Consider the following 14,203-nt stretch of genomic DNA (forward strand, 5'->3'; position numbering starts at 1 on the left):
CTTTACAAGGCGGTTTAAAGGGCGAGGTCTTGCAGTTCGAGTTCGAGCGGCGTGGGACCGGACAATTTTACCCGCTGGTGGGCTTCCAGCGACAGTGTGGCGCCGACCACATCCGGGCTGATCGGCAATTCGCCGGCGTCCAGGTCCAGCAGGCACACCAGGGTCACGCTGGCGGGGCGGCCGTAGTCGAACAGCTCGTTCATGGCGGCGCGGATCGTGCGGCCGCTCATCAGCACGTCGTCGATCAGCACCAGGTGCTGACCTTCGATTTCGAACGGCAGGGCCGATGGGCGTACTTGCGGGTGCAGGCCGTTCTGGCTGAAGTCGTCGCGGTAGAACGACACGTCCAGCGTGCCCAGGGGCGAATCACTGCCCAGTGCTTCCAGCAGCGCCTGGGCTACCCATACACCGCCGGTACGAATGCCGATAAAGCGTGGCTCGCTGATGGCACGGTGTTGCAGATGGGCGGTGAGGCTCGTCGCCATCTGGCTGATCAGTTCGGCGGGATTGGGCAGGCTCATGGGTGCTCCTTCTAGGCCTCGCGTAGGCAAGGTCCGGGCTCAAACGTAAAAAGACGCGGCAAGCCGCGTCAGTCAGGATTCAAATAAAGCGGTGTTTTCATCCAGCCAACCCTGCAACAGCAGTGCGGCGGCGATGGCGTCCACGGGGTTGTCGCGGTAGCTGCCTTTCTGGCCGCCACGGTCGCGACGCTCACCCTTGGCTTCAAAGGTGGTCAGGCGCTCGTCGTGGGTATAGAAGGGCAGGTTGTAGCGGCCATTGAGGCGGCGGGCGAACTTTTCGGCGCGCAGGCACATGTCGCTGGGGGTGCCGTCCATGTTCAGGGGCAGGCCGACCACCACGGCATCGGGCTTCCATTCTTTAATGAGGGCTTCGACCTGGTTCCAGTCCGGTATGCCGTTCTGGGCCTTCAGTGTGCACAGCTCTCGGGCCTGGCCGGTGATCACCTGGCCGACCGCTACGCCGATCTGTTTGGTGCCGTAGTCAAAACCTAGGATCAGACGCAGAGCCATCAGGCGTGCCCCGCCTGGCTGGTCAGCAGGCTGAGGTTGACGCGCAACTTGGCCGCGGCCGCTTCCAGGCGCAGTTCGCTGGGAGTGTTGAACAGGATCTGCGCGTCGAAGGGGCAGGTCAGCCAGGCGTTGCTGGCCAGTTCGGCTTCCAATTGGCCTGCTTCCCAGCCCGCATAGCCCAGGGTGATCACACTCTGCTCAGGGCCAACGCCGTCCGCGATGGCGAACAACACGTCCTGGGAGGTGGACAGTGACACGCCTTCCAGGTCGACCGTGGCCTGGAATTTCGGCCCGGTGGGGTGCAGCACGAAGCCGCGATCGGTCTGCACCGGGCCGCCGATGTAGATCGGCACGCTCTGGCAGCGGGCCGGTGGATCGATCTCGGGGCGCAGTTGCTCCAGGATATCGGCCAGGTTCAGCTCTTGTGGGCGATTGATGACCAACCCCATGGCACCATTGGCGGTGTGCTCGACGATGTAGGTCAAGGTCTGCGCAAAGTTCGGGTCGGCCATATGGGGCATGGCGATCAGGAATTGGTGCTTGAGGTAGGTCGGGCTGACATTTTTCATGTCCGCTAGTGTGGCGGTGGAGGGGCGAACTGACAAGCTGGTGATGCAGACAAGCCCACCTTTGATGTCGAACACATCACCTGTGGGCGCTGGCTCCTGCAGGAGAGGTGTGTCAGTTGCTGGACAGGCGGTCGCCCTTGGCGAACTTCCAGGTGCGGATGATTTCCAGGCGGTCGACGTCATTCAAGTCACCGCTGAACGGGGCAAAGGGCGCAGCCAGGCGCACGATGCGCTGCGCGGCCTGGTCCAGCAGCGGCTGGCCGGACGACTCCAGTACCTGTACTTCATATAACGTACCGTCGCGGTTGATCGACACCAGTAAGCGCAAATTGCCATAAATCTGCTGGCGTCGCGCCTCATCCGGGTAGTTGAGGTTGCCGATACGCTCGACCTTCTTGCGCCATTCGTCCTTATACCAGGCGCCTTTGTCACGCATGGTCGACGCGGCGTTCAGCCGGTAGATGCGCGGGCGCTTGGCGTACAGCTGCTGTTCGTTGGCCAGCTCGGCTTCCAGGCTGGAAATTTCATCGGTCAGCGTCGAACTGTCGAAGGTCGGCGCCGGCTTCACGGGCTCAGGCCTAGGTTCGGTCTTGGTTTTTTCGCGCTGGGTCGGGGCTTTTTGCGGCTTGGGCGCGACGGTGGTCACCGCAGCCTTGGGCGCGGCCTGCTTGATCTCGGGCTTGGGGGCCGGCGGCGGGGTGACTTTGTTGACTTTGTTGTCCTGGAACGGCGCCACTTCGGTGGTCTTGGGCACGGCCTTCTTGTCGAGGGTGCCGCTGCCTTGCTGATTGTCCTGGGCGAGGAAGTCAGCCTTCTCGGGTTTCTTTTCGCTTTTGAAGGTGGCGAGGGTGATTTCCAGGGTTTTGCTGATCTGCTTGGGTTCGACCAGGGTGAATCCCACGCCGAGGATCAGGGCCAGGTGAATCAGTGCTGCCAGGAACAGGGTAAATCCGAGCCGATCAGCCGGGCGCACGCCGCTGTGGGAGAGTTCGGGGGGCAGATCGGACGGGAGTGTCATGACAAAAAAACCAACATCGCGCGTTTCAGGGTTCGGCATGATAGCGCAATGTTGGTTTTTAGCTTCAAGCGACAAGTTACAAGCTGCAAGCCTGAAAGCGGCTCGCCTTAAACTTGCGGCTTGGAGCGTGCAACTTGCAGTTTTTCGGCAATCACGGCCATCAGCATTTCGCCGATATTGGTGCCGAAAGCATTGTCGATCTCGCGAATGCAGGTCGGGCTGGTGACGTTGATTTCGGTCAGGTGTTCACCGATCACGTCCAGGCCGACAAACAGCAAGCCTTTTTCACGCAGGGTCGGGCCCACCTGGGCGGCGATCCGGCGATCCTTGTCCGAGAGGGGGCGCGCTTCACCACGGCCACCGGCCGCCAGGTTGCCGCGGGTTTCGCCGGCCGCCGGGATGCGTGCCAGGCAGTAATCCACCGGCTCGCCGTCGATCATCAAGATGCGCTTGTCGCCGTCCTTGATGGCCGGCAGGTAGGCCTGCCCCATGATCTGCTGGGTGCCCAGGGCGGTCAGGGTCTCCAGGATCACCGACAGGTTCGGGTCGCCGGCGCGGTGACGGAAGATCGACGTGCCGCCCATGCCGTCCAGCGGCTTGAGGATCACATCACCGTGCTTGGCGGCGAACTCACGCAGCACGTCGGCGCGGCGGCTGACCACGGTCGGCGGTGTGCACTGCGGGAAGAGGGTGGCGAACAGCTTTTCATTGCAATCGCGAAGGCTCTGCGGCTTGTTGACGATCAGTACGCCCGCGCGCTCGGCCTGCTCCAGCAGGTAAGTGGAGTAGACGAACTCCATGTCGAACGGCGGGTCCTTGCGCATCAGGATCACATCCAGGTCGCTCAGCGGGCTGTCGATTTCGTCCGACAGCTCGAACCACTTCTCAGGGTTGGCAAACACCTGCAGCGGACGCATGCGTGCGCGGGCCTCGCCGTCACCCTGGTAAAGATCGCGCTGCTCCATATAGAACAACGTCCAGCCGCGGGCCTGGGCGGCCAGGAGCATGGCCAGCGAGCTGTCCTTTTTATAGGAGATGCTGGCGATAGGGTCCATGACAATGCCGACGCGAACGCTCATGGGGGATTTCCTCTAGCAAATTAGGGCGCATAAAAGTGGCGTCAGAGTGGCGCTGTGGCTGTTGTGGGTCAAGGAAAAACCACCTGGCCGGTTGCTCGATAGATTGCGCCCAGAGACTGTGCTAAAAAGACTGCCACGGCGCAGCAGCCCTTGAATTCCAAGGCTTGCGGCGCTCATCCTGTGCAACATCAGGCAGTACACACCGAAAACCGATTCGCTGTGGCGATGGCAGAGCAGATATGGAACAGCATTCCAACGCCTTGAGAGTGATGGTGATCGACGATTCGAAGACGATCCGCCGTACCGCTGAAACCTTGTTGAAGAATGTGGGGTGCGATGTCATCACGGCCATCGACGGTTTCGATGCCCTGGCCCGGATTGTTGATCATCACCCGCACATTATTTTTGTCGACATCATGATGCCGCGCCTGGATGGCTATCAGACCTGCGCGCTGGTGAAGAACAACCCGGCGTTCAAGTCGATCCCGGTGATCATGTTGTCCTCCAAGGACGGCCTGTTCGACAAGGCCAAGGGGCGCATCGTGGGTGTCGATCAGTTTTTGACCAAGCCTTTCAGCAAGGAAGAACTGCTGGGTGCGATCAAGGCCTACGTGCCTGCTTTCGCCGCAGTAGAACAAGCACACTGACACCGCCTCACAAGGGCCGGCGTCCACCTATGTAGTGGGGAAAACCATGGCACGTGTTCTGATCGTCGACGATTCGCCGACCGAAATGTACAAACTGACCGGCATGCTGGAAAAGCATGGCCATCAGGTCCTCAAGGCCGAAAACGGCGCAGACGGCGTGGCCCTGGCCCGCCAGGAAAAACCCGATGCCGTGCTGATGGACATCGTGATGCCGGGCCTCAATGGCTTCCAGGCCACCCGCCAGCTGTCCAAGGAGCCGGAAACCAACGGCATCCCGATCATCATCATCACCACCAAGGATCAGGAAACCGACAAGATCTGGGGTGCGCGCCAAGGCGCCAAGGATTACCTGACCAAGCCGGTGGATGAAGAAACCCTGATCGCCACCCTCAACAAGGTGCTGGCTGGCTGACGGTTCGCCATCATGACCGAGTCGCAAACCGCCTTCGAGCTGCTGCTGGACATCGACCGGCGTTGCCGCCTGCTGGCTGCCGACCTGCCATCCCAGGAAACCCGCCTGCAACGCTGGAGCGGGATCGGCTTTCGCCTGGGCCAGCACTGGTACGTGGCGCCCATGGGCGAAGTCGCCGAAGTCCTGCATGAACCGCGCTGCACCTTGATGCCAGGGGTCAAGGCCTGGGTCAAGGGTGTGGCCAACTTGCGTGGGCGCTTGTTGCCGGTGATGGACCTGGGTGGGTTCCTCGGCCTTGAACTGTCGAAGGCGCGCAAACAGCGGCGCGTATTGGTGGTGGAATTCAACGACTTGTTTTTCGGGCTGCTGGTCGACGAGGTGGTGGGGATGCAGCATTTTGAACAAGACGCACTGCTGGCGAGCCCCGCTCCCGGTGCCCCGTTCATCCAGGGCCAGTTCGATGGCGACCAGCAATGGCAGGTCTTCAGCCCCTTCGCCCTGGCCCAGGCCCCAGGCTTCATGGATGTTGCCGCATGACCACCGCAACCACGCCAAAACCTCAGGCCGGCTCGCGCAGCCGCTCGCAGATCATCGTGCTGTTCATTGCGTTGATCGTGTTCATCATGTTGTTGTTCGCCAACTTTGCGTACCTCAACACCCAGTCCACCTATGACAAACAATACATTGGCCACGCCGGTGAGCTGCGCGTGCTGTCCCAGCGCATCGCCAAGAACGCCACCGAGGCCGCCGCTGGCAAGGCGGCTGCGTTCAAGCTGTTGGGCGATGCGCGCAACGACTTTGCCCAGCGCTGGGGTTACCTGAAAAAAGGTGACCAGGAAACCGGCCTGCCTGCCGCGCCCAGTGCGGTACGTGCCGAAATGCGCGCAGTGCAGACCGACTGGGAAGCGCTGCTGAAAAATACCGACGCCATCCTCGCCAGCGAACAGACGGTGCTGTCGCTGCACCAGGTTGCCGCGACACTGGCCGAAACCGTGCCGCAACTGCAGGTGGAGTCGGAAAAGGTCGTCGACATCCTCCTGCAACGGGGTGCCCCGGCCAGTCAGGTGGCGTTGGCCCAGCGCCAGTCACTGCTGGCCGAACGCATCCTCGGCGCGGTTAACACCGTACTGGCCGGCGACGAAACCGCCGTGCAGGCCGCCGACGCCTTCGGCCGCGATGCCAACCGTTTTGGCCAGGTGCTCAACGGTATGCTCCAGGGCAACCCCGGCTTGCGCATCACCCAGGTCGAAGACCGCGACGCCCGTGCGCGGCTGGCAGAAATCGCCGAGCTGTTCGAGTTTGTCTCCGGCTCCGTGGATGAAATCCTTGAAACCTCGCCGCAACTGTTCCAGGTGCGGGCATCGGCGAGCAATATCTTCAACCTGTCGCAAACCTTGCTCGATGAGGCCTCGCACCTGGCCACCGGGTTCGAAAACCTGGCCAGCGGGCGCAGCTTCGACACCATTGGCGGCTATGTACTGGGCTTGTTGGCGCTGACCTCGATCATCCTGATCGGCCTGGTGATGGTGCGCGAGACCAACCGCCAATTGCACGAAACCGCCGAGAAGAACGAACGCAACCAGAATGCGATCATGCGCCTGCTGGATGAAATCGAAGACCTGGCCGACGGTGACCTGACGGTGACGGCCTCGGTGACCGAAGACTTCACCGGCACCATCGCCGACTCCATCAACTATTCCGTCGACCAACTGCGCGACCTGGTCGCCACCATCAACCTCACGGCCGGGCAGGTCGCCGGGGCGGTGCAGGACACCCAGGCCACCGCCATGCACCTGGCCCAGGCGTCGGAGCACCAGGCCCAGCAGATCGCCGAAGCGTCCACGGCGATCAACCAGATGGCCCAGTCCATCGACCAGGTGTCGGCCAACGCCGCAGAGTCCTCGGCCGTGGCGGAGCGCTCGGTGGAGATCGCCAACAAGGGCAACGAAGTGGTGCACAACACCATCCACGGCATGGACAACATCCGCGAGCAGATCCAGGACACCGCCAAGCGCATCAAGCGATTGGGCGAGTCTTCCCAGGAGATTGGCGACATCGTCAGCCTGATCGACGACATTGCCGACCAGACCAATATCCTCGCCCTCAACGCCGCGATCCAGGCGAGCATGGCTGGGGATGCCGGGCGTGGTTTTGCCGTGGTAGCCGATGAAGTACAGCGGCTGGCCGAGCGCTCGTCGGCGGCGACGCGGCAGATCGAAACCCTGGTGCGAGCGATCCAGGCTGACACCAATGAGGCGGTGATTTCCATGGAGCAGACCACCACCGAAGTGGTGCGCGGCGCGCGGCTGGCCCAGGACGCCGGGGTAGCGCTGGAGGAAATCGAAGGCGTATCGAAAACCCTGGCGGCGCTGATCCAGAGCATCTCCAACGCGGCACAGCAGCAGACGAGTTCGGCGGGGCAGATTTCCCTGACCATGAACGTGATCCAGCAGATCACCACGCAGACCTCGTCGGGCTCCACCGCGACCGCCGAAAGCATCGGCAACCTGGCGAAAATGGCCAGCCAGCTGCGCCGGTCGGTGTCGGGGTTTACCCTGCCACCCCCCAAACAAGTCGATGATTGAAATGCTATCTAAAGAACACCACAGTCCCAATGTGGGAGCTGGCTTGCCTGCGATGGCGGTAGTTCAGTTGCGGGCGTATCAGCTGGTAGGTCGCTATCGCAAGCAAGCCAATTCCCACGGTTGAGCGCCATTGTTCTTGGCAACACCAGCAACCCATGAATTCTAAGCGGAGCAGTTATGGTTGATCGGCACGACTACGTGGCCCTCGAATGGGTCAAGGGCGACATTGCCGAAACCCTGAAGCAGGCCCGTTCGGCGCTCGACGCGTATGTCGAAGCCCACGACAGCGACGCCATCAGTGAGTGCCTGGGGTGCATCCACCAAGTGCATGGTGCGCTGCAGATGGTCGAGTTCTACGGCGCGGCCCTGCTGGCCGAGGAAATCGAAGAACTGGCCCTGGCCCTGCAAGCCGCAGGCGTGAGCCAGCGCGACGAAAGCATCCGCCTGCTGCAACAGGCCCTCAACCAATTGCCGCTGTACCTGGACCGTGTGCACAGCGCCCGCCGTGACCTGCCCCTGGTGGTGTTGCCGCTGCTCAATGACCTGCGCAGCGCCCGCGGTGAAAGCCTGCTGTCGGAGACCAGCCTGTTCAGCCCGCAACTGCTGACGATAGCGCCGCTGCCCGATGAAGCCCTGGCCCAACGCGCGGTGCCCGACCTGAAGGAACAACTGCGCCAATGGCACCAACTGCTGCAACAAGCCCTGGCCGGGCTGCTGCGTGAGGACCATGGGCCCAGCAACCTGGAAGACATGGCCCGAGTGTTCGCGCGCCTCGAAGCCTTGTGCCAGGGCGCACCATTGTTGCCGTTGTGGCAAGTCACCTCGGCGCTGGTCGAAGGCATGCTCACCGGCGTGATCGCCAACAGCCCGGCGCTGCGCAGCCTGCTCAAGGCCAGTGACAAACAGCTCAAGCGCCTGCTGGCGCAAGGTATCGGCGGGATCAACCAGCCGGCGCCGGACGAATTGCTCAAGAGCCTGCTGTTCTATGTGGCCAAGGTCACCCGGCCGACGCCACGCATGCAAAGCCTCAAGGAACGCTACGGCCTGGATGAAGCCTTGCCCGACAGCGCGGTGGTCGATGCCGAACGCGCACGCCTGGCCGGGCCGGACCGCAATGCCATGGGCTCGGTGCTGGGGGCCTTGTGTGAAGAGCTGGTGCGGGTCAAGGAACGCCTCGACTTGTTCGTGCGCAGCGACCGGCAGCACACCAATGACCTGGATGCATTGCTGGCTCCGCTGCGGCAAATCGCCGATACCCTGGCGGTGCTGGGGTTCGGCCAGCCGCGTAAGGTCATCATCGACCAGCTTGCCGTGGTGCTGAGTTTGACCCAGGGCCAACGCGAGCCGAACGATGCAGTGCTGATGGACGTCGCCGGTGCCTTGCTCTACGTCGAAGCCACGCTGGCCGGCATGGTCGGCACCGTCGAACCGGAAAGCCGCGAAGAAAGCCGCCTGCCCACCACTGACCTGACCCAGATCCACCAACTGGTGATCCGCGAGTCCTGCCAGTGCCTCAAGCAAGCCAAGGAACTGGTGATCGACTGCATCGAAGCCGATTGGGACCGCCAGCGCCTGGAGTCCCTGCCTGAACTGCTGAGCCAGGTGCGCGGCGCCCTGGCGATGATCCCGTTGCCCCGCGCGGCAAGCCTGATGCGTGGCTGCACGGATTACGTCGACGAACAGTTGATCGGCAACGATGCGCCGCCTTCAGAGATGCAGCTGGCGCATTTCGCCGATGTGGTCAGCAGCGTCGAGTACTACCTCGAGCGCATGCTCCAAGACCCCGATGCCACCGGTGAGCGCGTGCTGGAACTGGCGAGCCAAGGCTTGGCTGCCCTGGGTTACCTGCCCGCCGAGAAGCCCTGGCGCCAAGCCTTGGTTGCGCCGGAGGGTGCGCTTTCGGCAGAGGTCACGCCGAGCCAGTCCCAGTTCGACGCGCTGGCCAGCCCCACCTCGCGCCTGAACCCGCCTGCCCTGCAACGCCCCGGCAGCCTGCTGCCGCCACCGGCCGGCGAAGAGCCCATCGACGATGAACTGCGCGAAGTCTTCCTTGAGGAAACCGACGAAGTCCTCGACGTGCTGCACCGTTACTTGCCCAACAGCGCTGACAAGACCGCCCAGGGTGAAATGCGCCGTGCCTTCCACACCCTCAAGGGCAGCGGCCGCATGGTGCGTGCCCTGGTCCTGGCCGAGCTGGCCTGGGCTGTGGAAAACCTGCTCAATCGTGTACTGGAACGCAGCGTGGCCCTGGGCCCCGAGGTGCAGCAGGTGCTGGACGAGGCGGTCGCCTTGCTGCCGGAGTTGATCGCGGACTTTGCCATTGGCGACCAACGTCAGCGCGATGAAGTCGACGCCCTGGCCGCCCGTGCCCATGCCTTGGCCAGCGGTACCCCAGTGCCAGCCGCCGAACCCTATGACCCAATGCTGCTGGAGATCTTCCGCAACGAAGCCCAGAGCCACCTGGACAGCCTCAACCATTTCCTGCAACAGGCCGCCGAGCATGTGCCGCTGCAAGTCAGCGATGAACTGCAACGTGCCCTGCACACGCTCAAGGGCAGCGCCTACATGGCCGGCGTTTTGCCCATCGCCGAGCTGGCGCGCCCGCTGGACCACCTCACCCGCGAATACAAGGCTCACCGCCTGCCGCTGGACCTGGACGAAGTGGAGTTGCTGCTCGAAGCCGAGGGCCTGTTCCAGCGCGGGCTGCGTGATCTGGACAACGACCCCCTGGCGCCGATCAGAGGCGCAGAGGCCCTGATCAGCCGCACTCAACGCCTGCTGGACCACCAGCTTGAAGCGTTGCTCGACGCACCGCATACCGGCCTGCGTATCAAGCGCGACCCGCAACTGATTGCCAACTTCCTGGCCCAGGGCATGGACATTCTGCTCGACGCCGAAAGCCTGCTGCGGCGCTGGCAACAGCACCCCGGCGAACGCCAGGAACTCACTGCACTGCTGGACGAACTGACCACACTGGGGGAGGGCGCGCACGTCGCCGACCTGCACGCCATCGACGAACTCTGCGAAGCCCTGCTCGACCTCTATGGCGCGGTGGAAGAGAGTAGCCTGGCCGTGAGCGAGCGGTTTTTCCACGAGGCCGAGCAGGCCCATGAGGCGCTCATCAGCATGCTCGACCAACTGGCGGCCGGCCAGGAAATCAGCCCGGCGCCGGCACGGGTCGAGGCCCTGCGCGAGCTGCTGGATGAAGCCCTCGACCCGTCCGCCACCGGCCTGATCAAAAGTGACGGCAGCCGGGTCCTGAGCATTTCCGAACTGGGCGCCGCCACACAGCAGTTGGATCACGACACCGCGATGGACGACGAGATCGTCGAGATCTTCCTCGAAGAGGCGGTAGACATCCTCGACAGCGCCGGGCAGTCGCTCAAGCGCTGGTTGCTGGAGCCCGACAACGCGGCGCCGTTGTCGTCGTTGCAGCGTGACTTGCACACCCTCAAGGGCGGAGCACGCATGGCCGAAATCGGCCCCATTGGCGACCTGGCCCATGAGCTGGAATGCGTGTACGAGGGGCTGGTGGACCGTCGCTTCAGCTATTCCACCGAGCTGTCCCACGTGCTGATGGCCAGCCACGAGCTGCTCGCCTTGCAACTTGAAGAGCTGCAGCATCACCAACCCTTGAGCGACAGCGCCGAGCTGATTGCCAAGGTGCGGGCGTTGCGCCAGGGCAACGCGCCTGCTACCCCGACCGAAGCGCCGCCAGCGTCCGGCGCCGATCCCGAGCTGCTGGATATCTTCCTCGAAGAAGCGGCCGACATTCTCGACAGCTCCAGTGCCGCGTTGTCGCGCTGGCAGGCCGAGCCTGGCAATCGGCAGGAGGTGGAAACCCTGCTGCGCGACCTGCATACCCTGAAGGGCGGTGCGCGCATGGTCGAGATCGCGCCCATTGGCGACCTGGCCCATGAACTGGAATTTCTCTACGAAGGCCTGTCTGCCGGCTTGCTCGCGCCGTCGCCAGAACTGTTCGCGTTGCTGCAGGGCTGCCACGACCGCCTGGCGCAGATGATCGACGCGGTGACGGACGGCTTGCCGGTCGGCTCGGTGGACAAGCTCATCGAGCGCATCAAAAGCCTGGTGCACCCAGGCGCCGAGCCAGTGACGCCAGTGGCGTTGCCAGCCGGCAAGACGGACGCTGTCGTCGACCCGGCTGCCGACATGGTGAAGATCTCTGCCGAGCTGCTCGACGACCTGGTCAACCTGGCCGGTGAAACCTCGATCTTTCGCGGCCGCATCGAGCAGCAAGTCAACGACGCCCGCATTGCCCTCACCGAAGTGGAAACCACGATCGAACGCATGCGCGACCAACTGCGGCGTCTCGACACCGAAACCCAGGGCCGCATCCTCAGCCGCCAGCAAGCCGAGGCCGAGCGCCTGGGCTACGAAGAATTCGATCCGCTGGAAATGGACCGCCACTCGCAGTTGCAGCAATTGTCCCGTGCGTTGTCCGAATCCGCCTCTGACTTGCTCGACCTCAAGGACACCCTTGAGCGCCGCAACGAGGACGCGCACGGCCTGTTGCAGCAACAGGCGCGCATCAACACCGAGTTGCAGGAAGGCCTGATGCGCACGCGCATGGTGCCGTTCGAGCGCATGCTGCCGCGCCTCAAGCGCATCGTGCGCCAGGTGGCCGGTGAGTTGGGCAAGGACGTGGAGTTCATCGTTGGCAATGCCGAGGGTGAGATGGACCGCAACGTGCTGGAGCGCATGGCCGCGCCGCTGGAGCACATGCTGCGCAATGCCGTCGACCATGGCCTGGAGTCGCGTGATGCGCGGCTGCTGGCCGGCAAGCCCGAGAAAGGCCGTATCACCCTGGACCTGACCCACGAGGGCGGCGATATCGTCTTCGACATGCGCGACGACGGTGCTGGCGTACCCCTGGAGGCTGTGCGGCGCAAGGCGATCAAGCGCGGCCTGCTCGACCCGAATCAAGAGATCAGCGACCGCGACGTGTTGCAGTTCATCCTGCAGCCGGGGTTCTCCACGGCGGAGAAAATCACGCAGATTTCCGGGCGCGGCGTGGGCATGGACGTGGTGCACGAGGAAGTGCGTCAGCTCGGTGGCTCGATGGTCATTGACTCGACGCCGGGTGAGGGGGTGCATTTCCGTATTCGTTTGCCGTTTACCGTGTCGGTCAACCGGGCGCTGATGGTGCAGTGCGCGGACGACCAATACGCGATCCCGCTCAATACCATCGAAGGCCTGGTGCGGGTGCTGCCCCACGAGCTGGCGGGGCATTACCAGCAAGACCCGCCGTGTTATGAATACGCTGGCCAGCGTTACGAACTGTTCTACCTGGGTGACCTGCTGCACACCGTCAGCCGCCCGAAACTGCTGGGCCAGTACCAGCCGGTGCCAGTGCTGTTGGTGCAGTGCAACGAGCGGCGCGTGGCCGTCCATGTGGACGCGATGGCCGGTACCCGAGAAATCGTGGTCAAGGGCCTGGGGCCGCAGTTTGCAGGCGTGCAAGGCTTGTCGGGCGCGACCATCCTGGGCGACGGCCGCGTGGTGCTGATCATCGACTTGCTGGCGCATATCCGTGCGCGCCAGCCGGCCTTGCCGGCCCAGTTCGTTGACGCGCCGCTGGTCCTCAACGACCCGCTCAAAAAGCGCCCGTTGCTGGTGCTGGTGGTGGACGATTCGGTCACCGTGCGCAAAGTCACCAGCCGCCTGTTGGAGCGCAACGGCATGAACGTGCTCACCGCTAAAGACGGCATCGATGCGCTCGCCGTGCTTGAAGAGCACACCCCGGACCTGATGCTGCTCGACATCGAAATGCCGCGCATGGACGGCTTCGAAGTCGCCACCCAAGTGCGCAACGACCCGCGGCTGATGCGCCTGCCGATCATCATGATCACCTCGCGCACCGGCCAGAAACACCGCGACCGCGCCATGGCCATCGGCGTCAACGACTACCTCGGCAAGCCGTACCAAGAGTCGGTGCTGCTGGAAAGCATCGCCTACTGGAGCAAGTCCCATGCTTGACCACCGCACCAGTCAACTCACCGGCCTGCTCCTGCCCTTGGCCGACCGCCACCTGGTGCTGCCCAACGTCGCCATCGCCGAGCTGATCGACTTCCAGCGCGGCGAACCGGCCAGCGATGCGCCGCCGTGGTATCTGCGGCAAGTGACCTGGCGCGATCGACAAATACCGCTGATCAGCTTCGAAGCGGTGTGCGGCGAAGCGAGTGTGACCGGCGAACGCTCGCGGATCGTGGTGTTGAATGCATTGGGTGGGCGGCCGACGTTGAAGTTTATTGCGCTGGTGATCCAGGGCATTCCACGGTCGTACAAGCTCGACAGTGAGTTGAGCTATGTGGACGTGCCGCTGTGCCCGCTGGAGCTGGCGGCGGTGCAGGTGGGCGAGCATGTGGCGAAGGTGCCGGATTTGATGGGGCTTGAGGCACTGCTGGTAGAGTCCGGCCTGGCCTGACAGTGACCCACTGTAGGAGCGAGCTTGCTCGCGAAAAGCGCCAACGATAACGCAGCGCTACTTTTAACCATCGGTGCCTGACGGTTCTTCGCGAGCAAGCTCGCTCCTACAGGAACAGGCTCAATCAATCCGCGCAAACCGCTCAATCACCGGCTGCTCCCGATGCTCGGCCTGCCACAAGTCGTAGGCGCTCTGCATCGACAGCCATAACTGCCCAGTGCTCACAACTGCCCGCTCAAGCCGCACCGCCAAGTCAGGACTGACAGGCGCACGCCCATGCAAAATCCTCGAAAATGTCTCACGGGCGAAACCCAGGCGCCGGGCCATTTCGGTGATGGTGATGTTCAGGGCAGGGATTACATCTTCAAGCAGGATTTCACCTGGGTGAGGGGGGTTGTGCATGCCCATATCGATACC

At 63.2% G+C, this 14,203-nt stretch carries 12 protein-coding genes; 6 read left to right on the forward strand and 6 right to left on the reverse strand.

Annotated elements, in window-relative coordinates; all coding sequences use genetic code 11:
• Window positions 1–14 precede the first annotated feature (14 nt).
• From pyrR to gshB, 5 genes are all read right to left on the reverse strand, one after another.
• On the reverse strand, window positions 15–521 hold the full coding sequence (pyrR, locus tag CQ002_RS02445; protein WP_069078480.1) for a bifunctional pyr operon transcriptional regulator/uracil phosphoribosyltransferase PyrR: 507 nt from the start codon (window positions 519–521) through the stop codon (window positions 15–17).
• 72 nt (window positions 522–593) lie between these two features.
• Window positions 594–1,031 carry a Holliday junction resolvase RuvX gene (gene ruvX, locus CQ002_RS02450; RefSeq protein ID WP_005792259.1) on the reverse strand — a complete coding sequence of 146 codons (438 nt, stop codon included), beginning with the start codon at window positions 1,029–1,031 and terminating at the stop codon, window positions 594–596.
• Entirely contained in the window at window positions 1,031–1,600 is a 570-nt protein-coding gene (locus tag CQ002_RS02455) for a YqgE/AlgH family protein (protein ID WP_034110680.1), read from the reverse strand. The genes ruvX and CQ002_RS02455 overlap by 1 nt, the downstream gene beginning before the upstream one ends.
• 112 nt (window positions 1,601–1,712) lie before the next feature.
• Window positions 1,713–2,618 carry an energy transducer TonB gene (locus CQ002_RS02460; RefSeq protein WP_034110678.1) on the reverse strand — a complete coding sequence of 302 codons (906 nt, stop codon included), beginning with the start codon at window positions 2,616–2,618 and terminating at the stop codon, window positions 1,713–1,715.
• A 107-nt stretch (window positions 2,619–2,725) separates the two neighbouring features.
• A complete protein-coding gene (gene gshB, locus CQ002_RS02465; protein ID WP_105163007.1) occupies window positions 2,726–3,697 on the reverse strand; it encodes a glutathione synthase in 972 nt (323 codons plus the stop codon).
• Between the two features lie 239 nt (window positions 3,698–3,936).
• Here gshB and pilG point away from each other — a divergent pair, with 239 nt between their 5' ends.
• From pilG to CQ002_RS02495, 6 genes are all read left to right on the forward strand, one after another.
• Entirely contained in the window at window positions 3,937–4,344 is a 408-nt protein-coding gene (gene pilG, locus CQ002_RS02470) for a twitching motility response regulator PilG (protein ID WP_034109939.1), read from the forward strand.
• A gap of 46 nt (window positions 4,345–4,390) precedes the next feature.
• Window positions 4,391–4,756, forward strand: a complete 366-nt coding sequence (gene pilH, locus CQ002_RS02475; RefSeq protein WP_014720320.1) for a twitching motility response regulator PilH — start codon at window positions 4,391–4,393, stop codon at window positions 4,754–4,756.
• Window positions 4,757–4,768: 12 nt separating this feature from the next.
• Window positions 4,769–5,293, forward strand: a complete 525-nt coding sequence (locus tag CQ002_RS02480) for a chemotaxis protein CheW (RefSeq protein ID WP_034109936.1) — start codon at window positions 4,769–4,771, stop codon at window positions 5,291–5,293.
• The gene (locus tag CQ002_RS02485; RefSeq protein WP_105163006.1) at window positions 5,290–7,341 is read left to right on the forward strand and encodes a methyl-accepting chemotaxis protein; all 2,052 of its coding nucleotides are present in this window, start codon (window positions 5,290–5,292) and stop codon (window positions 7,339–7,341) included. The genes CQ002_RS02480 and CQ002_RS02485 overlap by 4 nt, the downstream gene beginning before the upstream one ends.
• 177 nt (window positions 7,342–7,518) lie before the next feature.
• Window positions 7,519–13,338 (forward strand): Hpt domain-containing protein, encoded by a 5,820-nt coding sequence (locus CQ002_RS02490; protein WP_105163005.1) that lies wholly within the window; start codon window positions 7,519–7,521, stop codon window positions 13,336–13,338.
• The gene (locus tag CQ002_RS02495; RefSeq protein ID WP_010207210.1) at window positions 13,331–13,786 is read left to right on the forward strand and encodes a chemotaxis protein CheW; all 456 of its coding nucleotides are present in this window, start codon (window positions 13,331–13,333) and stop codon (window positions 13,784–13,786) included. The genes CQ002_RS02490 and CQ002_RS02495 overlap by 8 nt, the downstream gene beginning before the upstream one ends.
• 120 nt (window positions 13,787–13,906) lie before the next feature.
• Here the strand turns inward: CQ002_RS02495 and CQ002_RS02500 are convergent, their stop codons facing one another.
• Entirely contained in the window at window positions 13,907–14,194 is a 288-nt protein-coding gene (locus CQ002_RS02500; protein ID WP_105163004.1) for a HigA family addiction module antitoxin, read from the reverse strand.
• Between the last annotated feature and the right edge of the window lie 9 nt (window positions 14,195–14,203).

It is taken from the genome of Pseudomonas sp. MYb13, assembly GCF_002980075.1.
GTDB lineage: Bacteria > Pseudomonadota > Gammaproteobacteria > Pseudomonadales > Pseudomonadaceae > Aquipseudomonas > Aquipseudomonas lurida.